The 25468-nt window shown below is 73.1% G+C and carries 19 protein-coding genes; 12 read left to right on the plus strand and 7 right to left on the minus strand.

The features are described from left to right. Nucleotides 1–144: 144 nt before the first annotated feature. Nucleotides 145–2241, plus strand: a complete 2097-nt coding sequence (locus tag HUN59_RS07750) for a hypothetical protein (protein ID WP_174778025.1) — start codon at nucleotides 145–147, stop codon at nucleotides 2239–2241. A gap of 50 nt (nucleotides 2242–2291) precedes the next feature. Beyond that, nucleotides 2292–4343 (plus strand): DUF7657 domain-containing protein, encoded by a 2052-nt coding sequence (locus HUN59_RS07755; RefSeq protein WP_174778026.1) that lies wholly within the window; start codon nucleotides 2292–2294, stop codon nucleotides 4341–4343. A gap of 89 nt (nucleotides 4344–4432) precedes the next feature. Here HUN59_RS07755 and HUN59_RS07760 read toward each other — a convergent pair whose 3' ends face one another. Then, nucleotides 4433–4909, minus strand: coding sequence for a GtrA family protein (locus HUN59_RS07760; protein WP_254630020.1), 477 nt, complete (start codon nucleotides 4907–4909; stop codon nucleotides 4433–4435). Between the two features lie 124 nt (nucleotides 4910–5033). On the opposite strand from HUN59_RS07760, the gene HUN59_RS07765 reads away from it, so the two are divergent. Beyond that, on the plus strand, nucleotides 5034–6047 hold the full coding sequence (locus HUN59_RS07765) for a glycosyltransferase (RefSeq protein ID WP_174778028.1): 1014 nt from the start codon (nucleotides 5034–5036) through the stop codon (nucleotides 6045–6047). 16 nt (nucleotides 6048–6063) lie between these two features. Here HUN59_RS07765 and HUN59_RS07770 read toward each other — a convergent pair whose 3' ends face one another. From HUN59_RS07770 to HUN59_RS07780, 3 genes are all read right to left on the minus strand, one after another. Beyond that, on the minus strand, nucleotides 6064–7473 hold the full coding sequence (locus HUN59_RS07770) for a hypothetical protein (protein ID WP_174778029.1): 1410 nt from the start codon (nucleotides 7471–7473) through the stop codon (nucleotides 6064–6066). Between the two features lie 38 nt (nucleotides 7474–7511). Next, entirely contained in the window at nucleotides 7512–9377 is a 1866-nt protein-coding gene (locus tag HUN59_RS07775) for a hypothetical protein (RefSeq protein ID WP_174778030.1), read from the minus strand. A gap of 148 nt (nucleotides 9378–9525) precedes the next feature. Then, entirely contained in the window at nucleotides 9526–10833 is a 1308-nt protein-coding gene (locus HUN59_RS07780) for an exopolysaccharide production protein (RefSeq protein WP_174778031.1), read from the minus strand. Nucleotides 10834–10929: 96 nt separating this feature from the next. On the opposite strand from HUN59_RS07780, the gene HUN59_RS07785 reads away from it, so the two are divergent. Beyond that, entirely contained in the window at nucleotides 10930–12420 is a 1491-nt protein-coding gene (locus tag HUN59_RS07785) for a hypothetical protein (RefSeq protein ID WP_174778032.1), read from the plus strand. Here HUN59_RS07785 and HUN59_RS07790 read toward each other — a convergent pair. Next, nucleotides 12417–13811 (minus strand): O-antigen ligase family protein, encoded by a 1395-nt coding sequence (locus HUN59_RS07790; protein WP_174778033.1) that lies wholly within the window; start codon nucleotides 13809–13811, stop codon nucleotides 12417–12419. The genes HUN59_RS07785 and HUN59_RS07790 overlap by 4 nt on opposite strands. A gap of 34 nt (nucleotides 13812–13845) precedes the next feature. Between HUN59_RS07790 and manA the strand changes: the two genes are divergently transcribed. The 5 genes from manA to HUN59_RS07815 all read left to right on the plus strand — a co-directional run bounded on the left by manA (nucleotide 13846) and on the right by HUN59_RS07815 (nucleotide 21145). Then, the gene (gene manA, locus HUN59_RS07795) at nucleotides 13846–15054 is read left to right on the plus strand and encodes a mannose-6-phosphate isomerase, class I (protein WP_174778034.1); all 1209 of its coding nucleotides are present in this window, start codon (nucleotides 13846–13848) and stop codon (nucleotides 15052–15054) included. A 115-nt stretch (nucleotides 15055–15169) separates the two neighbouring features. Next, nucleotides 15170–16132, plus strand: coding sequence for a UDP-glucose 4-epimerase GalE (gene galE / locus HUN59_RS07800; RefSeq protein ID WP_174778035.1), 963 nt, complete (start codon nucleotides 15170–15172; stop codon nucleotides 16130–16132). 188 nt (nucleotides 16133–16320) lie between these two features. After that, the gene (locus tag HUN59_RS07805) at nucleotides 16321–16650 is read left to right on the plus strand and encodes a WhiB family transcriptional regulator (protein ID WP_083519982.1); all 330 of its coding nucleotides are present in this window, start codon (nucleotides 16321–16323) and stop codon (nucleotides 16648–16650) included. A 143-nt stretch (nucleotides 16651–16793) separates the two neighbouring features. Next, nucleotides 16794–19745 carry a glycosyltransferase family 2 protein gene (locus HUN59_RS07810; protein ID WP_174778036.1) on the plus strand — a complete coding sequence of 984 codons (2952 nt, stop codon included), beginning with the start codon at nucleotides 16794–16796 and terminating at the stop codon, nucleotides 19743–19745. Further along, nucleotides 19742–21145 (plus strand): DUF5719 family protein, encoded by a 1404-nt coding sequence (locus HUN59_RS07815; RefSeq protein ID WP_174778037.1) that lies wholly within the window; start codon nucleotides 19742–19744, stop codon nucleotides 21143–21145. The genes HUN59_RS07810 and HUN59_RS07815 overlap by 4 nt, the downstream gene beginning before the upstream one ends. Nucleotides 21146–21200: 55 nt before the next feature. On the opposite strand, the gene HUN59_RS07820 is transcribed toward HUN59_RS07815, so the two are convergent. Continuing rightward, entirely contained in the window at nucleotides 21201–21641 is a 441-nt protein-coding gene (locus HUN59_RS07820; RefSeq protein ID WP_174778038.1) for a metallopeptidase family protein, read from the minus strand. An 82-nt stretch (nucleotides 21642–21723) separates the two neighbouring features. Here HUN59_RS07820 and HUN59_RS07825 point away from each other — a divergent pair, with 82 nt between their 5' ends. Further along, the gene (locus HUN59_RS07825) at nucleotides 21724–21939 is read left to right on the plus strand and encodes a DUF3499 family protein (protein WP_058742158.1); all 216 of its coding nucleotides are present in this window, start codon (nucleotides 21724–21726) and stop codon (nucleotides 21937–21939) included. 69 nt (nucleotides 21940–22008) lie between these two features. After that, nucleotides 22009–23487 carry an adenosylhomocysteinase gene (gene ahcY / locus HUN59_RS07830; protein WP_174778039.1) on the plus strand — a complete coding sequence of 493 codons (1479 nt, stop codon included), beginning with the start codon at nucleotides 22009–22011 and terminating at the stop codon, nucleotides 23485–23487. A 36-nt stretch (nucleotides 23488–23523) separates the two neighbouring features. Here ahcY and HUN59_RS07835 read toward each other — a convergent pair whose 3' ends face one another. Beyond that, the gene (locus HUN59_RS07835; protein ID WP_174778040.1) at nucleotides 23524–24393 is read right to left on the minus strand and encodes an RDD family protein; all 870 of its coding nucleotides are present in this window, start codon (nucleotides 24391–24393) and stop codon (nucleotides 23524–23526) included. A gap of 138 nt (nucleotides 24394–24531) precedes the next feature. Between HUN59_RS07835 and HUN59_RS07840 the strand changes: the two genes are divergently transcribed. Continuing rightward, nucleotides 24532–25468: stage II sporulation protein M (locus tag HUN59_RS07840; RefSeq protein WP_174779420.1), on the plus strand; the 937-nt coding region annotated here is incomplete at its 3' end.

The following is a 25468-nucleotide window of genomic DNA, read 5'->3' on the forward strand; positions in this document are numbered from 1 at the left end:
GGGCGCGAATCCGGGGCTGTGTGATCGCTGTGGTGCAGGTAGCCTGATGTGACAGACGTGACTCGCCGGATCAGGGCCCGGCCACACGCGGTCGGGACGACCGCGTGGCAGACACCGAGTCGCCGCCACAGGGAGGCCCCCGTCGTGAAGAAGGTCATCGCCATGCTCGCGAGCGTGCTCGCGGTCTCGAGCGTGCTCGTCGGCGTCCAGCTGTCCGGTGCGGGGGCGCCGGAGGACGACCGGGCGTCCGCGTTGAGCGGCTCGCAGTTCGACCCGGGCAACATCATCCCGGACTCCGAGTTCTACAACGGCGGGGGGATGAACGAGACGCAGGTCCAGACCTTCCTCAACGCGCAGATCGGCACGTGCTCGAGCAGCTCCTGCCTGAACGTCGGGCGCTACTCGCTCAACAGCCACGGCGCCGACGCCATGTGCAACGCCGTGACCGGCGGGTCCTCGCTGACGGCCGCGCAGATCATCACCCGCGTCGGTGCCGCGTGCGGCATCAACCCCAAGGTCATCATCGTCACGCTGCAGAAGGAGCAGGCGCTCGTCAACGGCGGCACCGCGCGGAACCCGTCCGCCGGCATCCTCGCCCGCGCGATGGGCTACGCCTGCCCGGACAGCGCCAACGGTGGTTGCGATCCCGCCTACTCCGGCGTCGGCAACCAGGTCTACTGGGCGTCGTGGCAGTGGAAGCGGTACGGCAACCCGGCCGGCACGAGCAACTACTTCACGTGGTTCGCGCCCGGCGGCAACCGGAACGTGCAGTACAACCCGAACGCGGCCTGCGGTACGAAGAGCGTGTACATCCAGAACAAGGCCACCGCCGCGCTGTACTACTACACGCCGTACACGCCGAACCAGGCGGCGCTGAACAACCTCTACGGCACGGGTGACTCCTGCTCGGCGTACGGCAACCGCAACTTCTGGCGGCTGTACAACGACTGGTTCGGCGTCTCGACGGCCGACAACCCCTTCGGCGGCATCGATGCCAAGCAGTTCGGCCCCGGCTACGTGCAGGTCGGCGGCTGGGCCATCGACCCGAACGCGCAGACCCAGGCCGTGCAGATCCAGTGGTACTCGGACGGCCAGCTCCTCGGCACCCTGCCGGCGAACGCCTCGCGTCCGGACGTCGGTCGCCGCTACCCGGGGGCCGGGAACAACCACGGCATCCTCAGCACCCTGACCGTCGGTGGCGGGACGCACACCATCTGCGCCGTCGGCGTGAACATCGGCTCGGGCTCCAACGCCCAGATCGGCGCGTGCCAGACCGTCGACGTCATGACCGGGACCCCGATCGGCGGCATGGACGCCTCGTCGAAGACCGCGGGGCAGGTCACGGTGAACGGCTGGACGATCGACCCCGACACCGCCGCGCCCGTCGTCGTCGACGTCTACGTCGACGACGTGATGGCCAGCCGCACGACCGCGAACGCCTCGCGTCCGGACGTCGGTCGTCGCTACGTGAACTACGGCGACGGCCACGGCATCGACACGACCTTCCCGGCCACCGGGGGCAGCCACCAGGTCTGCGCCTACGCGTTCAACACGGCCGGCCCCGGGACCACCAAGACGCTCGGCTGCCAGACCGTGACCGTGGGCGACACCTCGCCGTTCGGCGGGATGGACGTCAAGACCAACGGGTCGACCGCGACGGTGAACGGGTGGACGATCGACCCGGACACCAAGAACCCGCTGCAGGTCCGCATCGCGATCGACGGCGTCCAGGTCGGCACCACGACCGCGAACACGCCGCGCGCCGACGTCGGCCGCCGGTACCCGACCGCCGGCCCGAACCACGGCATCAACGTCAGCTACGACCTGCGTCCGGGTGCCCACACGATCTGCGCGACGGCCGTGAACGTCGCCGGGGGCAGCGACAAGGCACTCGGCTGTGCCACGTTCACGATCGCCTCGAGCTCGTCGCCCTTCGGGGGGATGGACGCGGCGTCGACGACACCGGGCCGGGTGCAGGTCAACGGATGGACCATCGACCCCGACCAGCAGCAGACGGCCCTGCGCGTCGACACGTACCTGGACGGCGTGGGCGTGGCCTCCGGTCCCGCCAACGCGAGTCGGTCGGACGTCGGGCGGGCGTACCCGGCGGCCGGTCCGCTGCACGGCATCAACCAGTCCTTCGCTGCGCGTGCCGGTTCGCACACGGTCTGCTCCTATGCGATAAATGTCGGGGCCGGGAAGAACGTCCTCCTCGGCTGCCAGGCCGTCACCGTCAAGTGACGCCGGCGGTCGCAGCGGCCGCCGCACCCGACCGGGGAGAGAACCACCGCGTGACCAGTCCCACCGCCGTCCGACGGCGCTCTGACAACCGCCTCACCGCAGCGTGGGTCCGCGCCGAGAACGCATGGCAGCGCGCGGTGGCCCCGCGGCCCTCCGGGCTGCCGAACCTGCTCGTCCTGGTCGGCTTCCCCGTCGTGGCGCTGCTCGTCGTCGTGGTGCTCGTCGCCCTGGGCATCTCCGGCAACTCGAGCGGCGTCTACTGGCAGTCGTTCGGCTCCGGCAGCGCCGACCCGGACCTGCTCGCCGGGCGGCCGCAGGGCATCCGGAGCGACGAGTGGCTCGTGCAGTCGAGCTGGATCCTGTCGCAGATCCGCGAGGGCTTCCCCGTCGTCAACCAGTCCTTCCCCGGCGGCATGGACGCGACGATCCAGAACGACCTGCCGACCTGGGACTGGTCGAGCGTCTTCCGCCCGCACGTCGTCGGCTTCCTGTTCCTGCCGCTCGACCAGGGCATGGCGGTGCGGTGGTGGCTCCCGGTGCTCGCGGCGCTCGTCGCCGCGTACGTGTTCGCCGTGACCGTCATGCCCCGCCGTCCGGCGACGGCAGGCGCCCTCGCGGTGGCGCTGTGCCTGTCCCCGATGATCCAGTGGTGGTTCCTGCCGACGACGATCTGGCCGGTCGCCTGGGCCTTCACCGGGCTGACCGCCGTCCTCTGGGCGTTCCGGTCGACGCGGCGGTGGCCCGCGATCGTCGCGGCCGCGGCCACGGGGTACCTCACCGTGACGATGGTCATGAGCATCTACGTGCCGTACATGGTCCCGGCCGCCGTGGTCCTCGTCGCCGTCGCCGTCGGGTTCTTGGTCGAGCGGCTCCGCACCCCGGGCGTCCCCTGGCGCCGGACGCTGCTCCGGCTCGTCCCGCTCGCCGTCGCTGCCGTCGGTGCCGTCGCCGTCATCGGCATCTGGGCCCTCACCCGGCTCGACACCATCAAGGCGGTGCTCGGCACGGTCTACCCGGGGCAGCGCCTCGAGCTGACCGGAGCGACGAGCGTCGAGGCGCTCGGAGCGCTCTTCAGCGGGCCCTTCCAGCGGTCGCTGCAGTACGGCGCCGTCGGGGGCATCTCCGTGAACCAGTCGGAGGCGGCCGCCCCGCTGATGATCGTGGTCTTCCTCGTGCCGGCGCTCCTGTGGATCCTCGTCTCGGCCGCGCGACGCCGTCGGGTCGACTGGCCGGTGCTCGCCACCGGGGCCGTCCTCGTCGTGCTGTTCGCCTTCCTGCTCGTGCCGCACTGGGACGCACTGGCCCACCTGCTCCTGCTCGACCGCAGCACCGACGCCCGCCTGCGACTCGCGTTCGACCTGCTCGGGCTCGTCGCCGTGGCCCTGGTCGCGGCGCGCCTCGACGAGGGTCGGGTGCGCGTCCCGTGGGGCCCTGCGTCCTACGGGCCGGTGCTCGTCCTGGTGACCGCCGGCTTCGTCTACATCGGCCTCCGCATCGGGCAGTCGAACGTCCTCGGCGCATCCCACGCCTGGCGGATCGTGGTCGTGCTGCTCGCGGTCGGTGTGCTGCTCGTCGCCCGACGGTGGATCGCCCCGGGTGCCGTGCTGCTGCTCGCGGCGGCGGTCGTCGTCGGCGGCGGGGTGAACCCGCTCTACCGCGGGGTGTTCGACCTCGCGACCCAGACGACCGCCGGCCGTGCCGTCACGAAGATCGTCGACCGGGAGCCGGACGCGCACTGGGTCGGCATCGGCGGGTACGTGCCGACGGCGATGCTGCTCGAGACCGGCGCCCACTCCTACAACGGCGTGCAGACCTACCCGCCGGAGGAGATGTGGCACGAGATCGACCCCTCGGGTCGGTACGAGCAGATCTGGAACCGGCTCGCGAACGTCAACTGGGTCGACGGCGACGGTGACCCGAAGCTCGCGCTGCCCGTCCGCGACCAGATCCAGGTGAGCTTCGACGGCTGCAGCACCTTCGCGCAGGAGAACGTCCAGTACGTGCTCGCGGACCAGCGCGTCACCGACCAGTGCCTGACGCCCGTCCGCGAGGTCACGCAGGGTGCCGAGTCCCTCTGGATCTACCGGGTGGAGCGCCGGTAGGCGTCTGCAGACCGACCGACGACGGACGGGAGGCACGGTGCGGNNCCGCACCGTGCCTCCCGTCCGTCGTGCCGGCCGTCCCGGCGACGTCAGCTGATCTCGGCGATCGCCTCCTCCGCGCCCTGCCGGTCGTCCTTGAAGACGAACCTGCCGTACGCGAAGTAGCGGAAGACGGTCGCGACCGCCTGGCCGATCAGCGTCCCGGAGACGTTGTCGGCGAGGGGGGAGTCGAGGTGCAGGACGTAGCGGGAGACGCCGAGGCACCCGAGCTGCAGGAGGATCGCAACGACGTTGATGAGTGCGAAGACGAGGAAGCTGCGGAGGGTCTGCGACCCGGCGCGGTCCCGGAACGTCCAGAGGCGGCTGCCGAAGTAGGTGACGACGCTCGCGACGGCGATCGCGATGATCTTCCCGACCAGGGGGAGCGCGAACAGCGGACCGTGGCCGCCCCAGAACACGAGCGCGTTGTAGACCGCCGCGTCGACCAGGAACCCGAGCCCGCCGACGACGAGGAACGAGCCCCCGCGTCGCAGGTGTCCGAGGAACCATCCAGTTGCGTTCGACACGTCGTCCTCTCCTCGGGCGCGACGGCTCCAGCCGAGTTCGCGCACCTGTTAGCCTCTCGCACGGGGAATCGTGCTCGCCTCCCCGCCGCTCGACGGATCCACGAACACTGAAGGACCCTATCCCGTGACTCACGACGACCTCGTCATCGCCGCCATCGTGCCCTGCCACAACGAGGCACCGGCCATCCACAAGGTCGTCACCGACCTCAAGGCAGCGGTGCCGGGCATCCACGTGTACGTCTACGACAACAACAGCACGGACGGTACCGACGAGGTCGCGCGTCGCGCCGGCGCCGAGGTCCGGTACGAGCACACGAAGGGGAAGGGCAACGTCATCCGCCGCGCCTTCGGGGACATCGACGCGGACGTCTACCTGATGATCGACGGTGACGACACCTACGACACCGCGGCCGCGCCGGAGATGATCCGCACGCTGCTCGAGGGCCCGTACGACCACGTGCTCGGCGTGCGCCAGGACGACCCGAACGCCACCGCCTACCGCCCCGGTCACGAGGCCGGGAACCGGATGTTCAACCGCGTCGTCGGCAAGCTGTTCGGCACGCCGGTGTCCGACATGCTCAGCGGGTACCGGGTGATGTCCCGCCGCTTCGTGAAGTCCTTCCCCGCCCTGTCCCGCGAGTTCGAGACCGAGACCGAACTCACCGTGCACGTGATGAACCTCCGCGTCCCGCACACCGAGGTCCCGGTCGGCTTCAAGGACCGGGCCGAGGGCACCGAGTCGAAGCTGAACACCTACAGCGACGGCTTCAAGATCCTCTCGCTCATCGCGCACCTCATCCGCTTCGAGCGGCCCGTCCTGTTCCACGGCATCATGGGCGCGATCTTCGCGATCGTCGCGATCGTGCTGGCCGTCCCGCTCTTCATCGAGTTCGGACGCACCGGGCTGGTGCCGCGCTTCCCGACGGCGTTCCTGGCCGCGTCGCTCATGGTGATCGCGTTCCTGACCTGGATCCTCGGCTTCATCCTCGAGGGCGTCACGCGCCTGCGCCGCGAGACGAGCCGGTTGAACTACCTGACGTACTCGGCGCCCGGGACCGCGACGCGGCGGCTGCCCGTCGACCACCCCGAGCAGCAGCCGGCTCCGCAGCAGCAGCACGGGGACGCCGGCACCCGCTGACGCAGCGCCCGTCCTGCTACGACGACGCGGTCCCCACGGGGGTGCCGCGTCGTCGTCGTCCCGGCGACGGGCGCGACGCGGCGTGGTCGCGGTCCTGTGCGGGGCGGTCGTCGTCGTGGTCCTGTGCGGGGCCGTCGCCGTCGCGGTCCTGTGGGCCCGCAGCGGCTCGGCCCGCCGGTCGGGTGCGGAGGAACCGCACCGCGAAGACGACGAGCAGCACCGCGCGGATCCACAGGGCGGCCGTGACCATCTGTCCGGCCCAGGTGTCGGCGGTCTGCCCGATCGCGTCGTAGTAGCCGTTGCGGAAGAACCCGACGGTCAGGCAGACGTCGGTGACCAGGTAGGCGGTGATCCACCAGCCGCCGAGCCGCAGGACCACGAAGAAGGGCAGCAGCCAGAGCACGTACTGGGGTGAGTCCACCTTGTTCGCCACCATGTAGACGCAGAGCATCGCGGCCGCGGCCTGGATCCACGGCGTGCGCCCCGTCCGGAGCGCACGCAGGACCGTCACGACGAGCACCGCCAGGATCCCGAGGGCCGTCGTCGCGGTGGACAGCAGCGCCATGGTGCCTTGCACCGGGCCGTCGAGGTCGGCCGACCAGGGGAGCAGCCCGTAGTACCAGATCGTCAGGGTCGACGGACCGATCGGGCGCTCGGCCTGGAACCGGAAGACCGACGACCATCCCTCGTAGTTGACCAGGGCGAACGGCACGTTGGCGACGAGCACCACGGCGACGCCGGCCCCGAGCGTGACGGCGGTGCGCCGCACCCGGTCGGACCACGGGGCGTCCCGGTCGAGCAGCGCGGCGAGGGTCAGGGCGCCGAGGAACATCAGCGGGTAGAGCTTGCAGGCGCCGCCGAGCCCGAGGAGCGCCCCGGCGAGCCCCCATCGCAGCAGGGGTCCCCAGGACCGGGGGGCCGCGGTCGCGACGAGGAGTGCCGCGACCGTGCAGGCGACGGGCAGGAGGTCCCAGTTGTAGACCGCGTAGAGGGCGAGCGGCGGGGTGGCCGCGAAGACCCAGGCGCGCCGACCGGCGATGCGCTGCAGGGCGAGTGTCACGAGCACCGCGAGCACGGCGGCGACCACCGCGGTCACCACGAGGAACCCACGCACCGAGTCGACCGGCAGCGCCGTCAGCCACACCCACACGCCCGTGGCGGTCGGGTAATCGACGGTGCCGCCGCCGAGGACGGGCGGGTCCCCGCGCCAGGTGCCGTGCACGTACGGGAAGACGTGCTGCGCGAGTCCGCGGCTGTTCCAGAGCGCGGCGACGTCCGACCAGCACCCGTACCGGTTGACGTACTCGGCGCGGGACACGTCCGCCGGCTGGGGGACCGTGCAGAGCAGCTTCTGCCCGAGGTTCAGGACGCAGGACACCGCGACGACGACGCACATCGCGATGCGTTCGAGCAGGGGGAGACGCACCTGACGACCCTAGCAACCGTCGGGTCCGCCGCCCGGGGTCAGACGCAGGTCGCGTTCCGGTCGAACCCGCCGACGACGTACTGCGTCATGACGACCTGGCCACCGGTGGTCAGGGCCGGGCCGGAGCACGCCTGCTGCGCCGCCGCGAGGGTCGTGGTCCCGGTCGCGATCCAGCTCGGCAGGCCGGCGAGCGAACTCGACGACGGGACGGTGCCGACGATGCTGTTCCACTGGAAGGTCGTCGAGTACAGCCCGACCTGCGCGCCGGCTGCACGGAACGCCGCGACCATCCCCTCGAGGTCGGCGCGGTTCTGCGTCGTGTCGGCCTGCCACGTGCCCTCGGTCTCGACGTCGAGCCACCACCGGTAGGACGCGGGGGAGTCGACCCCTCGGGACCGGGCGTCGTCGTACGCCCGGGTGTAGCCGTACACGTAGGAGCACGCCCGGTCGTAGCCGCCGGCGCAGGTTCCGTACGGGTTCGCGACCGTCGGTCCGCCGTTCGGCAGGGTGTTGCTCGCCGGCCACACCGAGGCCTGTTTCCCGGGATTTGCGGTGTTCACGTACAGCTGCACGGGAGCCTGCGAGGTCCCACCGGACGAGCCGGCTGCCCAGGACAGCTGGCTGGAGAGGCACGGGTTCGTGTTGTTCGCGAGACCGCCGTTCACCCCGACGACGGCGAAGGCCGCGTCGGTGGGGAGGGACGAGCCGCACTGCGGCCACGAGACGTCGACACCGGTGCCGGACGCCGAGGTCCCGTCGAGGAAGTACCCGGAGACGTCGACGTAGTCGTTCGCGGTACCGCGCGACACCTTCGCTTGCAGGGCGCGGGCGGCGGTCGAGCCGGTCACCTTCGTGATCACGGCCGCCGAGACCTCTTCCCCGGCGCGGAACACCTGCGCGGCGACGGTCGCGTCCTGTCCCGCCGGCGTGACCCGGAGGTACCCGTCGGAGGACGGTGCCTGCACCTCGACGTTCGCGACGACCGCGGTCGCCGTGCCGGGGACGCCGCCGACGCCGGTCGCCCGGACCGCACGCGGGGTCGGGCCGAGCGTCGAGGACTCGATGCGGGCGGTGTCGACGGGGACGAACACCGAACCGGACGTCGACGCGGAGTAGTAGCCCGCGACGTCCAGGAACACGGTCGCCGAGCCGCGCGACAGACGGACCTGCGCCGCGCCGTCGACCAGCCGGACGATCGCCAGGTTCGACACGGTGCGACCGGCGGTGAACTCCTGGGTCGCGACGGAGGCGTCGCGGCCGAGGGGCGTGAGCCGGACGTAGCCGTCCGCGGTCGGACCGTTCGTCTCGACGTTCACCACGACGGCCGTCGCGTCGTCCGGGACCCCGCCCTGCCCGGCCAGCTCCACCGGGACCGGCGTGGTGCCGACGGTCGGCGACGCGACGCGGGCGGTGGGCAGCGGGGTGAAGGTCGAGCCGTCGCCCGACGCGTAGTACCCGGAGACGTCGAGCAGCACCCGGGCCGACCCGGCGGAGACCTTGACCTGGACACCGCCCTTCGCGAGCTTGACCGTGGCCAGGTTCGAGATGGTGCGCCCGGCCGGGAACTCCTGCAGTGCGACCTGTGCGTCGGTGCCCGCGGGCGTGATGCGGACGTAGCCGGCGGCGGTGGGCGCCTCGACCTCGACGTTGACGACGACGGCCGTGGCGTTCGACGGCACCCCTGCACTCCCGGCGACGGGCACCACGACGGGGGTCGTCCCGACGGCGCCGTCGAACACGCGGGTGGTGTCGAGTGGTGTGTAGCGCGACCCCTGGACGGTCGCGGTCGCGGTCGCGGTCGGGGCGGCGGCGGCACGTTCGGCCGGTGCGACACCGACGACCGCGGCCGTTGCGAGGGCCGAGACCGCGAGCAGCGCGGTGACGGCGCGGGAGGCGAGGGACATGCCGGCTCCTGTCGGTGGTGGACCGCCCCCTGCGGCCCGCGGCCATGCTAGTGGCGCGGTCACCGCGGACGCGAGTGCGGATGCTCGCAGGCACGGGAGGGCACACGGCAGGCGTGCAGCAGGCGCGGTGCTCGGTCGACGTCCTCCCTCAGGAGGGGACGCGCGGCAGGTGCCGACGCCACGACCGCCGCCGCGCCGCCACGACGATCACGGCCGTGAACAGCATCAGCCCGGCCCCGTGCAGCAGGTAGCTCTCGGCCGTGCTGGTGACGCCGAGCAGGACCAGGACGGCCGCGGGCCAGACGTACGCGACACCGGGGAAGGTCGTCGCCGTCACCCAGGCGCGGGCGAACGCGAGCCCCGCAGCGACCGCGAGCAGGAGTGTTCCGGCGAGCCCGATCTGCAGGTAGGCGTCGACGAACGCGTTGAGGCCGGACGTGAACCGCGCGCCGGCGGGGTCGACCAGGGTCGTGAACGGGAACACGGCCTCGCTCGGCCACGTACCGACCCAGCCCCAGCCCTGCATCGGGAACTGCGCACCGAGCACCCGGATCTGCTCCCACAGACCCAGGCGCGTCGCCGTGCCGCCCGCCGCACCGATCTCCGCGAGCACCCGGTGCCGGAGCGCCAGACCGAGGGTCACCATGCCGAGCACCACCGCGCCGAGCACCGCGTTCACCACCGGTCTGGTGGCCGGCCTGGCGTGCCGCAGCGACCACAGCGCGAGCGCGGTCACGGCGAGCGCGATCATCGCGATGCCCGTGATCGGTGACTGCACGAGCATCAGGGCGATCACGGCGAGGGCGGTCGACGCGACGGCCCGCCACGTGGTGACCGACCGGGTGAGGAACTCGACGACGAACGTGACGAGGGCGACCGCGGCGACGAAGCCCATGAAGTTGCGGGTGCCGCCGATGCCCTGGATCGGGCCGCCGTAGGCGATGTCCCCACGGATGCCGAACGCGGGGAACGGCACGTCGAGCACGAGTCCGGACAGCACCTCGAGCCCGAGGGCGACGACGAGCAGGATGCGGAACGCGTCGCCGGCCGCGCGGATGACCTGCACGAGGTCCCGGCCGAGCGCCAGGTAGAGCCCGAGCCCGACGAAGCAGACGGTGGACGCGAACCCGCGCAGGGCGACCCACGAGTACTGGCTCCACAGCACGCTGAGGGCGCAGAACCCGACGAAGGCCAACAGCGACAGCGGCAGCACGCCGTGCCACTCGATGCGGTAGCGCTGTCCGAGCAGGCTCAGTCCGGCGAGGACCACGAGGGTCGCGAGGGCCGCCCACGAGCCGGCGGTACCGACCATCGCGTGCACGGCCGGCTGCCCGAACGCGAAGAGCAGGACCGCGGTCGCCAGGGCCTGGCTGAACCGCCCGCCCGCCGAGAACCCGATCCAGGCGGACAGGTACCGGCGCGCGAGCGCACGCCTGCTCACCGTCCGGTCCGTCACCCGACCATCCTCTCGCACCTCGTGGAGAGTCCGCCGCGGGCATCGCGGAGCGTCGATATAGCTGGTCGTCGATATCTCGGATAGGTTCTCGCCCCGATGGACGAGCACGCCGCCCCGGTGCACGCGGACCCGGAGCACGCCGGAGACGCGCACGCCGCCCCCGAGCGCACCGCGCCCGGCCGTCCCGGTCGCCGCGCGGTCGTCCGGGCGCTCGCAGCCGTCCTCGTCGCGCTGGCTGCGGCGGCGCTCGCCTGGTGGCGCCTCGGCCCGGTGACCCGCGCGACGACCTGGGCCGAGGACGGCGGGGTCTTCCTCCGCGAGCAGCTCGCGTACGGCGCCGGCGACACGCTGCTGCGGCCCTACGCCGGCTACGTCCATCTCGTCCCGCGCCTGCTCGTGGACCTCGCGGTGCACCGCCCGGTCGAGCAGTACGCCCTGACACTGTCCGCGTCGGCGTGCGCCGTCGTCGGCGTCGTCGCCGCGTCGATCTTCCTGCTGTCCCGCGACGTCGTGCGCCCCTGGCCGTTCCGGCTCGTCCTGGCGGCGGTCCCGGTCGTCCTGCCGCTCGCGCCGGTCGAGATCAGCGGCAACGTCGCCAACCTGCACTCGTACGCGATGGCCCTCGTCCCGTGGCTGTTCTCGTACCGGGCGCGCACCTGGTGGAGAGCCGGCGTCGTCGCCGTGCTGACCCTCGGGGCGACCCTGACGGAGCTCCAGACGGTCCTGTTCCTGCCGCTCCTCGCACTCGCGTGGTGGCCGGCCCGCGACGTCACCGGCCGGCGGGCCACACCCGTTGCACGGGACCGTCTCCGTGCGCTGCCCGTGACCGTCGCGGCGCTGCTCGGCTGCAGCCTGCAGGTGCTCGCCGCCCTGACGACGGAACGCCTCTCCCGCCCGGGGGACCCGTCCGTGGGCGACGTGGTGCGCGGCTACCTGTTGGTCCCCTTCGGTGGGCTGTGGGACCGCGACGTCGCCGCCGTCGGGTCCGCCGTGGCCCGCCACGGCTGGTGGGTCGTGCTGCTGCCGGCGGTCGGGATCGCCGTCGCGGTCCTCGCCGCGTTCCTCGTGGCCGGCTGGCGCACCCGCTGGGTCCTCGTCGCGCTGGTGCTCGGTTCGGCTGGCGTCTGGACCGCGGCCCTCGTCGCGAACCGCTCGGCGAACGGCCGGTGGGGCTCGATCGCCGGCCCGGCCCTGGCCGCGATCGGACCGAACCGCTACGCCGCCGCCGCGGGCATGCTGCTGCTGTCCGCCGTGGTCGTCGCAGCGGCGGCCCTCGCGGGCGACCGGTGGGTCCGACAGGGTGAGGGCTACCCGACGGGCTCCCGCCGCCGACGGCCGACCCGGACAGGAGGCGCGGTGCGCGTCCTCCGCGTCGGCCTCGGATGGTGCCTGGTCGCGCTGGTCGTCACGACGGCCGTCGCGAACGCCGCCCCCGCTCGGACGAACCGCAGCGACGGACCGGAGTGGGCACCGCAGGTCGAGTCCTCGGTCGGCGTCTGCCGTGCCGACCCCGCCGCGGTGCTCGACGTGCGGACGGTCCCGTGGGCGGCGCAGGTGCCCTGCGCCCTGGTGCTGCGGGACCGCTAGCGCTGGTCGGCGGCCGTGGCGTTCGACCCGCGGAAGGCTCGGGCGGCGACCGGGATGCGGGGGCCGTCACCGACCGAGGGTGGCTCCTCGCCGACGAGCACGTTCCTGGTCTTGATCGCGATGAGCGCGAAGAGCACCCAGTTCCCCTGGTAGAGCAGGCGCGACTCGGCGACGGACTGCACGAGCAGGGCGACGACGACGAGCAGCGGGAAGAGCGTGACCGGGTCGAACGCCCGGGGCCGCAGGTCCGCGCCGTAGCCGGTCCGGGTCGCGCACCACCAGGACCGGACGAGGGTCGACAGCACGTACAGCCCGAAGAGCACCAGGCCGACGATCCCGGTCTGCATCCAGACGTCCAGGTACGCGTCGTGCGCCTGCAGGTACACCACGCCGTTCCGGTGCGCGATGTCGGCGAGCTCCGGGATGTTCGGCCACCAGTAGCCGATCCAGCCCGAACCGACGACCGGGTGTCGGTCGACCAGGCCGAGGACCGCCGACCAGATCTCGCCGCGGCCGGTCAGGTCCGACGACTTGCCGAGGACCGCGGTGAGCACACCGCGCCCGAGGACCGCCACGACGGCGACGACCGCCGCGCCGACCGCCACCACGGCGTACCGGGGCGCCCGACGTCCGCTCGGCACCCGCCGCACCCACACCGCGACGACGGCCGCGACCGCGACGACCGCGGCTGCGACGAGCACCGTCGACGAGCGTGTCAGGGCGAGCACGAGGACCCCGAGCACGAGCCACACGACGGCCCGGTCGCGACGGATGCGCCCCTCGGCGAGCTGCACGGCGACGGCCACCAGGGCCAGGAGCGCGACCATCGCGAGCAGGTTGGCGTTGCCGGGGAGGCCCTGGATCCGCCCGCCCGTGAAGAGCTCCGCGCGTGAGAAGTAGAAGGCGTCCGGGATCTTCCGGTCGCCGTAGTCCGTCCAGATCGGCGCGATCGGGTGCCGCACGACCACGGCGACGACGGCCTCGAACAGCAGCGACAGGCCGAGCACCCACCGCATCGCGAGCGACACGGCGTCGAGGATCCGCCGCCACGACAGCGTCGACGCGATCGCGAACGCCACCAGGACGCACAGGACCTGCGCGACCATGCTCGCCAGGGTCGCTGCGCGCCAGTGCGACCACGCGACGGTCAGCAGGCACCAGCCCAGGAACACCCAGAGCGCGTGCGGTGTCCGGGCGAGGGAGGGTCGGGCGCGCACGACGACCGAGACGCCCCACCCGCCGAGCGCGGCCCAGACGACCGCGGCGCCGTACCAGGTGAGCGTGTTCGGGACGGCGTCGCCCGCGAACAGGACGCCGACGACCGCGGCGCCGAGGGCGAAGGCCTCGCGCTCGGGCACGGTCCCACGGGCGATCGGCCAGGTGTTCGTCACGGGGGACAGGCTAACCGCCCGCTACGCTCGGCACATGTTCCTCGGCATCACGAACACCCCGCGCGACTACGCGTGGGGTTCCGTCACCGCGATCCCCGAACTCCTCGGCCGCACCGTCACCGGCGCCCCGCAGGCCGAGCTCTGGCTCGGTGCGCACCCCGGCAGCCCGAGCGTCGTGGTGAACCCCGCCACCGTCGGTGGCGCGGACACGCTCCTCGAGTGGATCGCCGCAGAGCCCGAGGCAGCACTCGGACCGGACCGCACCGGACTGCCGTTCCTGCTCAAGATCCTCGCCGCCGCCGCACCGCTGTCCCTGCAGGCGCACCCCACGCCGGAGCAGGCGCAGGAGGGCTTCGCGCGCGAGGACGCAGCCGGCGTCCCGATCGACGACCCGGCCCGGAACTACAAGGACCCGTTCCCGAAGCCCGAGCTCGTGGTGGCGCTCAGCGAGCGCTTCGAGGCGCTCAGCGGGTTCCGCCCCGTCGAGGAGACCCTGGCGGACGTCGACCTGCTCGATGCCGGTTCCGGTCGGCTCGGCGCGCTCCGCGTGCACCTGGCCCACGGGCTCGAGGACACGGTCAGCTGGCTCGAGACCGCGGACCCGTCGGCGCTCGCCGTGGTCCAGGCGGCGAGCGACCTGGCCGCCGCACTGCCGGACGACGCCGCCACCCCGAACACCCGGACCGTGCGCGACCTCACCACCGCGTACCCGGGCGACCCCGGCATCGTCGTGTCGCTGCTCATGCACCGCGTGACGCTCACCGCCGGCCAGGCGATGTACCTGCCCGCCGGGAACATCCACGCGTACCTGGACGGGCTCGGGGTCGAGCTCATGGCCCCCTCGGACAACGTCCTGCGCGGCGGGCTGACGCCGAAGCACGTCGACGTCCCGGAACTCCTGCACGTCCTCGACTTCACGGCCCACCCCGCACCCGTGCTCGAACCGGAGCAGCTCGCACCGGGCGTGGACCGCTTCGCACCGGAGGGGGTCGGCTTCGCGCTCCTCCGCGTCACCGGCGAGGGGCGCCCGGTCGGCCTCGCGACGGGTGGGGTCGCACCGCTGACCGGACCGTCGATCGCGATCTGCACCGAGGGCGTGGTGACGCTCGTCGGCGCCACCTCGGCGACCCTGCTCCGCAAGGGCGAGTCCTGCTTCGTCACCCCGGACGAGGGCGACGTCACGGTCGAGGCGGACGTCGCCTCCGGCCTGACCTCCACGGTCTTCTTCGCGACGGGCGCCTGACCCCCCGAGCCGGACCGACGGGCGCCCGGACCCGGCCTGTCCCGGACCCAGCCGGACCCGGACACGCAGCCCGGGTCGGCTCGCCGGGGTCGCCTGGTCCGCTAGCGTGACGAGCATGAGTTGGCTGGTCACCGGCGGTGCCGGGTACATCGGGTCCCACGTCGTCCGCGCCCTGCGCGCCGCCGGCATCGAGACGGTCGCGCTGGACGACCTGTCGAGCGGCTTCCGGGCGTTCGTCCCCGAGGACGTCCCGTTCGTCGAGGGCACCATCCTGGACGGCGAGCTCGTCGCCCGGACGCTCCGTGACCACGCGGTGACCGGTGTCGTGCACGTTGCCGGGTTCAAGTACGCCGGCGTCTCGGTCGAGCGCCCGCTGCACACCTACGAGCAGAACGTCACCGGCACCGCGACGCTCCTGCGCGCGATGGCCGAGAACGGCGTCACGAAGGCGGTCTTCTCGTCGAGCGCGGCCGTGTACGGCACGCCGGACGTCGAGACCGTGGTCGAGGACACCCCGAAGGCGCCGGAGTCCCCGTACGGCGAGTCGAAGCTCATCGGCGAGTGGCTGCTGCGGGACATGGAGGTCGCCGCCGGCTTCACGACGACGTCCCTCCGCTACTTCAACGTCGTCGGGTCGGGGGAGCCGGACCTGTACGATGCGAGCCCCCACAACCTGTTCCCGCTGGTCTTCGACGCCCTGCTCGCCGGTCGGACGCCCCGGATCAACGGCGACGACTACGCCACCCCGGACGGCACCTGCGTCCGCGACTACATCCACGTCGCCGACCTCGCGCACTCGCACGCGGTCGCGGCCCGGAAGCTCGAGGCGGGGGAGCCCCTGCAGCGCGCCTACAACCTCGGCAGCGGCGACGGCGTGAGCGTGCGACAGATCATGGACGCGATGGCCTCCGGCACCGGGATCGCGTTCGTGCCGGAGGTCGCACCCCGCCGGCCGGGCGACCCTGCGCGGATCGTCGCGACGGGCGATGCCGCAGCGCGCGACCTCGAGTGGGCCATGCGGCACTCGCTCGACGAGATGGTGACGAGCGCTTGGGAAGCACGCCGCCGCATCGGCTGACCGCGCTCCGCGGGCGTTCTTGTCCCCCGACGGCCGGACAGAACGCCCGCGACACGCCCGTACGGGGGACATGACACGCCGCGGCGCTCAGTGCCTTCTATGATCCGCGACTTGACTCTCGGGAATCACACCGCTGTAATTACAGGCAAGCGACCTCGGTCGTGGTGACCGCAGTCGAGACGTCAGGGGTGATCAGGGTGAACGGTGCCGACTTCAACGCCGGAGTGCCGGAGGACTGGCACGTCGACCCCGTGTCCCTCGGGGTGCCCGGTGTCCGCCGTCCCGACGCCGACGAGGAGAACCCGCTCTCGTGGCAGGTCGACTCGCTTTGCGCGCAGACCGACCCCGAGGCCTTCTTCCCCGAGAAGGGCGGCTCGACGCGCGAGGCCAAGAAGATCTGCACCTCGTGCGAGGTCCGGTCGCAGTGCCTCGAGTACGCCCTCGAGAACGACGAGCGCTTCGGGATCTGGGGCGGCCTGTCCGAGCGCGAACGCCGCAAGCTGCGCCGTCGCGCCTAGCGGCTCGCGTCCGTCGCGGCGACCCGGCCTGGAGGCACGGCGCGCGCCCGACGCACACGGCACCGTGACCGGACCCACAGGTTCACGGCACGCCGTCCCGGCGGACCGGCACCGCGCCTCCAGACCGTAGAGTGACGCGCGTCATGCAGACCAGTCCCGCGCAGTCCCTGCCCCGTCCCGAGTCCGACCGGTCCCGGTCCGACGACGGTCGGCCGCGGGTCGACGAGTCCCGGCCGGACCAGGCCCGGACCGGCCGACCCCGCGTCACGGCGGTGCTCGTCACCGCGAACGGCGGGGAGCACCTCGACCGGACCATCGACGGTCTCGTCGGGCAGACCCGGCACCCCGAGAACCTCGTCGTCGTCGACCTCGGGTCGACCGACGGCTCGACGGCCGATTTCGCCCTCGGCGGATCCGCCGAGCTGGTCCGGCTCCCGGCCGGACGCCCCTTCGGCGAGGCGGTCGCACGCGGCGAACGCGAGGCGCCGTCCGCGCCCGACGACGAGCCCGCCGAGGAGTGGCTCTGGATCCTGGGGCACGACAACGCGCCGGCGCCGACCGCCCTCGCCGAGATGCTGTCCGCCGTCGAGATCGCACCGTCCGTCGTCGTCGCCGGCCCCAAGCTCGTCGCGGTCGACGACCCGTCGCTGATCCGCGCGTTCGGCGAGAGCACGACGCGCACCGGTCGCTCGCTCACGCTCGTGCAGGACGAACTCGACCAGGGGCAGCACGACCGGCACACCGACGTGCTCGGCGTCGCTGCGGCCGGCATGCTCGTGCGTCGCTCGGTCTGGCGCGACCTCGGCGGCTTCGACCCGGCGCTGCCCGACGTCGACGCCGCCCTCGACTTCTGCATCCGAGCGCGCCTCGCGGGGCACCGCGTGGCCGTGGTCCCGGAGGCCCGTGTCACGAGCGCCGGTCCGATCGAGGAGTTCGGCCGCAAGCGCGTCTCCGAGGCCCGCCGGGTGCGGGGTCACCGGCAGGCGCAGCTGCACCGTCGACTGACCTACGCTCCCGCCGGGCTACTCTGGCTCCACTGGCTCACGCTCGTGCCGTTCGCGATCGGTCGTGCGATCGGGCACCTCGTGGCGAAGCACCCCGCCGCGGTGTCGGGTGAGCTCGCCGCGGCGTTCTCGGTCGCCTTCGGCAGCGGGGTCCGCCGTGCCCGTCGCAACGTGCAGCGCACGCGCCGCGTCGGCTGGGCGGCCGTCGAACCCCTCCGGGTGAGCTGGCGACGTCTCCACGAGCACCGCACCACCACCCGGGACGTCGAGCTCGCCCGGGTCGAGGACGCCCCGATCGCGCGGGCGTCGTTCCTCGGTGACGGCGGTGTCTGGGTGGTGCTCGCCGCGGCCGTGCTCAGCGTCGTGACGCTCTGGCCGCTCCTCGGCACCCCGGCGCTGACCGGCGGGGGTCTCCTGCCGCTGAGCACCGACGTCGGACGGCTCTGGCAGAACGTCGGCTACGGCTGGCACTCCATCGGCACCGGCTCCACCGGCCCGAGCGACCCCTTCGCGGCGGTCGTCGCAGTCCTCGGCAGCATCACCGCCTGGTCGCCCTCGACCTCGGTCGTGCTCGTGACCCTGCTCGCGATGCCGGTCTCCGCCCTCGGCGCGTGGTTCGCCGTGCGCAAGGTCACGACCCGCCCCTGGGTGCCCGTGGTCGGCGCAGCCCTCTACACGATCGCACCGTCCCTCGTCGGGGCCGTCACGACCGGGCACCTCGGTGCCGTGATCGCCCACCTGACGCTGCCGTGGCTCGTGCTCGCCGTCCTCGAGGCACACCGCTCGTGGGCCTGGGCGTCCGGGGCGTCGCTGCTGTTCGCGGTCGTCGCCGCGTCGGCCCCGTCGCTGCTGCCCGTGCTCCTGCTCGGCTGGCTCGTCTCGGTGGTCGTCGGCTGGCGCCGGGCGCACCGGCGCGTGTTCATCCCGGTGCCGACCGTGGTGCTCTTCCTGCCGCTCGTGCTCGAGCAGATCGCACGGGGCAACCCGCTCGCGGTCTTCGCCGACCCGGGCGTGCCCTCGGCCACCCGTGCGCCGTCCGCGCTCCAGCTGGCGATCGGCCAGCCGCTGCCGGACTGGAACGGCTGGCTGCCGGTCGTCGGGTCGATCGACGCCGGTGCGGTGCTCGTCGCGCTGCCGATCGTGATGGCCGTGCTCGCGCTGCCCGTCGCGCTCCTGGCGATCGGCTCGCTCCTCGGTCACCGCTGGCACGTCGCGGGCGCCGCCCTCGTCCTCGCCCTCGTCGGGTACACCACCGCCTTCGGAGCCACGCACCTGACCGTGACCGGGGTCGGCTCGACGACCACCATCGTCTGGCCCGGCAGCGCGCTGTCGGTGTACTGGCTCGCCCTGGTCCTCGCCGCGTGCGTCGGGATCGACGTCCTGCCGCGGACCGCTCCGGCCACGAGCCTCGTCGCGACCCTCTTCGTCGGGATCGCCGTCGCCCCGGCGTTCGCCGCGTTCACGCTCGGGAACACCGTCGTCGCGCCGACGACCGGCCGCGTGCTCAGCGCCTACGTCAACGCCGAGGCGCAGGCGAACCCGGACGTCGGCACGCTCGTCGTGGACCCGCAGCCCGACGGGTCCCTCGCGGTCGCGCTCGAACGCGGGCAGGGTTCCACGCTCGACGACCAGTCGACGCTCGACGCGACCGCGCTCCGCCTCAGCCAGGCCGGTACGCGACTGACCACGCTCGCGGGCAACCTCGCGAGCCGGAGCGGCTACGACCCCGAACCCGCGCTCCGGGAGCTCGGCATCTCGTTCGTGCTCCTGCAGGACGCGCCGTCCGACGACGCCGCGCAGGCCGTGTACGACCGGGCCGCCGGCGCCATCGGCCAGGACGCCCGGTTCACGAGCATCGGCGAGACCGCCACCGGCCGCCTGTTCCACTACGACGGCCAGGTCGACCGGGTCACCGGCGGATCGGCGGCGACCCAGGCCACGCACGTGCTGTACCTGGTCGTGCTCGGCATCGTGTTCGGCGCCGCCGCGCTGCTCGCCGTGCCGACCGCGCCGCGCCGCCGTCGGGCGACCAGCAACGTCATCGAGGCCGAGGAGCCCGCCACCACCTTCGACGAGGAGCGCGACGAATGAGCACCGACCACGCCGCCGTCCGCCGGTGGGTCCTCCGCGGCACCGCGACCGCCGTGGCCGTCGTCGTCGCCGCCGGGGCCGTGACCGCGGCGCACGCGATCGGCACCTCTGCCGAGCCCGTCCGCCCCGCCGGCCGGACCGTGACCCCGGTGCCCGCCGCGGCCGAGCGCGTGTGCGCCGGCAGCGCGCTCCGGCTGTCCGACGACGCCGGGAACGACGCCACCCGCGCGAGCACCGTCGGCAGCGCCACGGTCGCGTCGGCGACGACCGGCTCGACGGTCGACCGCTCGACGCTCGGCTCCTCGACCACGGGCGGCAGCGAGCCGGAGCTCCTCACCGCCCCGGCCGGTGACACGACTCCGCAGGTCGCCGGCAGCAGCAGCCAGACCGTGTCCTCCGGCGACCTCGTCGGCACGGCCTCCGCGTCCTGTGACGACCCGAGCCAGTCGACCTGGCTCGTGGGCGGCTCGACGGAGACCGGGCGGACGACACTCGTCACGCTGTCCAACCCGACCGACGTGAACGCCACGGTCGACCTGGCGGTCTACGACGCGAACGGCACCGTCAGCGCCCCCGGCACGAACGGCATCGTCGTGGCGCCGAACACCCAGAAGGTCGTGCCCCTGTCGGGCTTCGTCGCCGACCAGGCGTCGACCGTCGTGCACGTCACCTCGACCGGCGGCCAGATCGTCGCGCACATGCAGGAGAGCATCGTCCGGACGCTCACCCCCGGCGGCTACGACGTCGTGTCCGGGGGAGCGGCCCCGTCGACGAAGAAGGTCGTCCCCGCGGTGGTGCTCGACCGGACGCAGGAGGCGCAGCGCGGCGACGACACCGCGGACGCCGCGCCCGTCGTCCGGCTGTTCGTCCCGGGGTCCCGTGCCGCCCGTGTCACGCTCGGGATCAGCACCGCCGAGGGTGGTGGCTCCACGGTGAACGCCACGGCCGAGCCCGGTGTGGTGACCGACGTCGCGCTCGACGACTTCCCGGACGGTCGCTACGCGTTCACGATCTCGTCGACCGAGCCCGTCGTCGCGGGCGTCCGCAGCACGAGCCCGACCGAGGACGGGCAGACCGACCTGGGGTGGTTCGCCTCCGCCGAGCCGCTCACCGACCGGACCATCACGGCCCTGGCCCCCGGGGAGTCGCAGCGACTCACGTTCGTCAACCCGACGCGGAGCGACGCCACCGTGACCATCCGGTCCGGCGACGACCGCCAGCGTGTGACCGTCGCCTCGGACGGCATGGCGACCGTGACGGTGCCGGTCTCGAAGCAGCTCGTGATGACGGGGACCGAGGGTCTGGTCGCCGGGGTCACCTACGCCGGGCCCGACGGCATCTCGGGGTTCCCGATCCGTCCCGCGACCGAGGAGTCCACGCCGCTGCGCGTCTACCCCTGATCAAGCACAGGCCGTGATCATGCGCAGGCCCTGATCCTGAGACGGGCCCTGGGGGTCACCAGTGGCGGTAGCGGTCCGGGGCGAGGTCCCACGGGTCCTTGTCGAGGAGTTCGCCCACGGCCCGGAAGACGGCCGTCTCGACGATGACCCGCCGGTCGGTGTCGTCCTTCTCCGGGCTGTGGGTCACACGCTCCACCGGGATCCGGAAGAGCGTCACACGGCGGGCGTCGCGGTCGACTCGCCACCGCGGCATGTGGTCGGGCAGCGCGGCGTCGGTGGGCATGTCCGCGACGAGGAACACGACGCCCGCCAGGTCCTCCGGCCAGAGCCCGAGCAGGTAGTGCGCGGTGTCCCCGACGATCCGGTCGAAGGCCTCGGCACGGGTGATCACGGGCGCGAGCTCCGGTCCGGTGACGCTCGACCGACCGCCGCGCCCGTGTCGGGAGCGACCTCGGCCGCGGTCGACGGGGGTGACGATCGGGGGCTTGCGACGCATCCCGTCATCGTACGCGGCGGGACGGGCGCGGGCGGCGACCGGAGGGCCGGCACGGCCGTGCTCCGCTAGGGTCGAGTCCGGTATGGACGTACGGATCTGCAGCAAGGTCGCCTGTGGCGCGAGCGCCTCGGCGACCCTGACGTACGACTACGCCGACTCGATGGTCGTCGTCGGACCCCTCTCCACGCGCGTCGAGCCGCACGGCTACGACCTCTGCGCGCGGCACGCCGCGCGGCTCCGGGTCCCGCGCGGGTGGGACGTGGTGCGTCGCGGACCGCTCCGTCAGCCGACGGACTGACACCGCGCCTCCTGTCCGTGTCCTGGCCGACCCGTGACCGACGGGACGCGGCGTGGAAGACTCGACCGCATGGCCACCGAGACCTCCACCGCAGCACCGTTCCGCGTCGCCGACCTGTCGCTCGCCGCGGCCGGACGCCACCAGATCCGCCTCGCCGAGAACGAGATGCCTGGACTGATGTCGCTCCGCGAGGAGTTCGGCACCGCGCAGCCGCTCGCCGGCGCGCGCATCGCCGGGTCGCTGCACATGACGGTGCAGACCGCGGTGCTCATCGAGACGCTCGTGGAGCTCGGCGCGCAGGTGCGCTGGGCGAGCTGCAACATCTTCTCCACGCAGGACGAGGCGGCCGCAGCGGTCGCGGTCGGCCCGCACGGCACGGTCGACGCCCCCGACGGTGTCCCGGTGTTCGCGTGGAAGGGCGAGACGCTCGAGGAGTACTGGTGGTGCACGAGCCGGATCTTCGACTGGAGCGCCGAGGCTGCCGAGGCCGGTTCCGACTGGGCCGGACCGAACCTGATCCTGGACGACGGCGGCGACGCGACCATGCTGCTGCACACCGGCGCCGACGCCGAGGCAGCCGGGTCCGCGCCGGAGCCCGCCGCGGACGCGAGCGCCGAGTGGCGGATCGTGCTCGACACCGTCGCGGAGTCGCTGCGCGCGTCGAGCGACCGCTGGACCCGGATCGCGGCGGACGTGCAGGGCGTCACCGAGGAGACCACGACCGGCGTGCACCGCCTGTACGACCTCGCACGCCGTGGACAGCTCCGCTTCCCGGCGATCAACGTGAACGACTCGGTGACGAAGTCGAAGTTCGACAACAAGTACGGCATCCGGCACTCACTCCCGGACGGCCTGAACCGCGCGACCGACGTCCTGATCGGCGGCAAGGTCGCCTTCGTCGTCGGGTACGGCGACGTCGGCAAGGGCGCGGCCGAGGCGCTGCGCGGACAGGGTGCGCGGGTCGTCGTCTCCGAGGTCGACCCGATCTGCGCACTGCAGGCCGCGATGGACGGCTACCAGGTCGCCCGGCTCGCGGACGTCGCGGGCGAGGTCGACATCGTCGTGACGTGCACCGGCAACCTCGGGGTCGTCGGGGTCGAAGACCTGCTCGCGCTCAAGCACCTCGCGGTCGTGGCGAACGTCGGGCACTTCGACAACGAGATCGACATGGCCGGGCTCGAGGGACTCGCCGGCGCCGAGNGCGTCGAGATCAAGCCGCAGGTGCACGAGTGGCGGCTGCCGAACGGTCGCTCGGTCCTGGTCCTCAGCGAGGGGCGTCTGATGAACCTCGGCAACGCGACGGGTCACCCGTCGTTCGTGATGAGCACCTCGTTCACGAACCAGGTGCTCGCCCAGATCGAGCTGCACACCCGGCGCGACGCCTACCCGACGGGCGTGCACGTGCTGCCGAAGCACCTCGACGAGAAGGTCGCACGGCTGCACCTCGACGCCCTCGGCGTCCGGCTCACCGAACTCCGGCCGGAGCAGGCCGACTACATCGGCGTCCCGGTCGAGGGGCCGTACAAGCCCGACCACTACCGGTACTGAGCCGGCGCGGCGGCGCGCCGCGGGCACGTCGGCGCGTCAGCGCGGGAAGCCCGGCGGCCGGCCCGTCGCGGCCGCGGCGGCCCGGTCGAGCACGGCCGCCCGGGCACGCAGCGCCCGGGTGTCCCGGTCCCGCCGCAGCACGACGACCCCGGCCAGGAACACCTCGGCGGGCACGGGCGGCAGCGGGTGCACGTGCGGGACGACCTCGGCGGCGAGCCGCTCGGCCGTCGCCACCCGAGCCGCCGGCGCCAGGTCGGCGGGCCCGCGGAAGAACGCACCCAGGCGGTTCTCGAGCCGCTGCGGCAGCGCCGAGACGTCGGCGGTGCCGGCCCACGCGGTGAGCTCGACGGGCAGGAGCACCTGAGCCGGACGGTGCCGGACGGCCCGCTCGTGCTGCACGACGGTCCCCGCGAGCAGGTCCCCGAGGCGCCGCGGCCGACTGCCGAACAGGGCGACGACGAGGGCGATCGACCCGAACGAGCCCCACAGCTCCAGCAGGCCGACGAGCGCGCGGGTGATCGCGTACCGGAAGCCGACCGCACCGCCGTCGAGCCGCACGACCCGGGTGCCGGCGGCGAACCGGCCGACGCTCCGACCGCGGGTGACGGTCTCCAGCGCAGCCGGGACGAGCACGAGCACCACGACGAGCACCCCGATCGACAGGGCGGCTCCCCACGCGGTGTCGAGGCCGCTCGGCCACAGTCGGGACATCCCGAGCAGCAGCATCAGGTACAGGACGACGAGGCACACCCCGTCGAGCAGCCCGGCGGCGATGCGGAGCGCGATGCCGGCCGGCTGGACGTCGAGGGCCACCGCCTCGCCGACGACGAGCTCGTCCGCGGTGTCGTCGAGCGCGTGCACGTACCGCGCGTCGGCCAGGTCGCGGGGCGCTCGCGTCGTCGGCATGGCATCATTCTGTCGCACGGACCGGACGGCGGGACAGCACCGAACGGCGGGCCAGCACCGGACGGCGGGCCGGCACGCAACGGGACTGCACCCGGACGACAGCGCAGCACCGGACGGCGAGACGACGGGGGAGACGACGTGGACCTGGACGCCTACGAGGCCGTGCACCGCGACCGCTGGCAGGAACTCGACCAGCTCGCCCGCGCGCGGCCCCGCACCGGGGCCGAGGCCGACCGGCTCGTCGCCGGGTACCAGGCGGCCGCCACCGACCTCGCCCGCGTCCGCGCCGCGGCCCCTCGCACGGCGACCGAGGACCGGCTGTCGCTGACGCTCTTCCGCGCCCGGCTCCGGCTCACCGGCACCCCGGTCGACCCGCTCACGGCGCTGACCGGCTTCCTCGTGCTCCAGCTCCCCGCCGCGCTGTACCGCATCCGGTGGCTGACGCTCTGGGTCGCCGCTGCCACCGCGGTCGTCGCGGCCGTCGTCGCGGTGTGGATCAGCACGACACCCGGCGCGCTCGAGACCTTCGGGACCCCGGAGTCCCTCCGCCGGTACGCCACGCAGGACTTCCAGGCGTACTACTCCGACCACGGCCTCGGGGCCTTCACCGCCCAGGTGTGGACGAACAACGCGTACATCGCCGCGAGCATGGTGGCGTTCGGCATCACCGGGCTCTTCGTGCCGTACTCGATCGGGCAGAACGCGATCAACCTCGGGGTGTCGGCGGCGATCATGCACTCCGAGGGCCGCCTCGGCGACTTCTTCCTCTGGATCGCGCCGCACGGCCAGCTCGAGCTCTACTCGATCTTCCTCGCCGGCGCCGCGGGACTCCGGATCGCCTGGTCGTGGATCGCACCGGGGGAGCGGACGCGCGCGCAGGCACTCGCCGAGGACGGCCGCGCGCTCGTCACCGTCGCCCTCGGTCTGGTCGGCACGCTGCTGCTCTCCGGCCTCGTCGAGGGCGTCGTGACCCGCCAGGACTGGCCCTGGCCGGTCAAGATCGGGATCGGCACCGTCGCCCTCGCCGCGGTGCTCTGGTACCAGTGGGTGCTCGGCGGCCGCGCGTACCGCGCCG

It is taken from the genome of Curtobacterium sp. Csp2 (assembly GCF_013347165.1).

Coding starts and splice junctions, on each gene's coding strand:
- HUN59_RS07775 (WP_174778030.1), bottom strand. CDS start 9,377: ATGTCCCTCGCCTCCCGCGCCGTCACCGCGCTGCTCGCGGTCTCGGCC.
- HUN59_RS07785 (WP_174778032.1), top strand. CDS start 10,930: ATGGACGAGCACGCCGCCCCGGTGCACGCGGACCCGGAGCACGCCGGA.
- manA (WP_174778034.1), top strand. CDS start 13,846: ATGTTCCTCGGCATCACGAACACCCCGCGCGACTACGCGTGGGGTTCC.
- galE (WP_174778035.1), top strand. CDS start 15,170: ATGAGTTGGCTGGTCACCGGCGGTGCCGGGTACATCGGGTCCCACGTC.
- HUN59_RS07810 (WP_174778036.1), top strand. CDS start 16,794: ATGCAGACCAGTCCCGCGCAGTCCCTGCCCCGTCCCGAGTCCGACCGG.
- HUN59_RS07815 (WP_174778037.1), top strand. CDS start 19,742: ATGAGCACCGACCACGCCGCCGTCCGCCGGTGGGTCCTCCGCGGCACC.
- HUN59_RS07820 (WP_174778038.1), bottom strand. CDS start 21,641: ATGCGTCGCAAGCCCCCGATCGTCACCCCCGTCGACCGCGGCCGAGGT.
- HUN59_RS07825 (WP_058742158.1), top strand. CDS start 21,724: ATGGACGTACGGATCTGCAGCAAGGTCGCCTGTGGCGCGAGCGCCTCG.
- HUN59_RS07835 (WP_174778040.1), bottom strand. CDS start 24,393: ATGCCGACGACGCGAGCGCCCCGCGACCTGGCCGACGCGCGGTACGTG.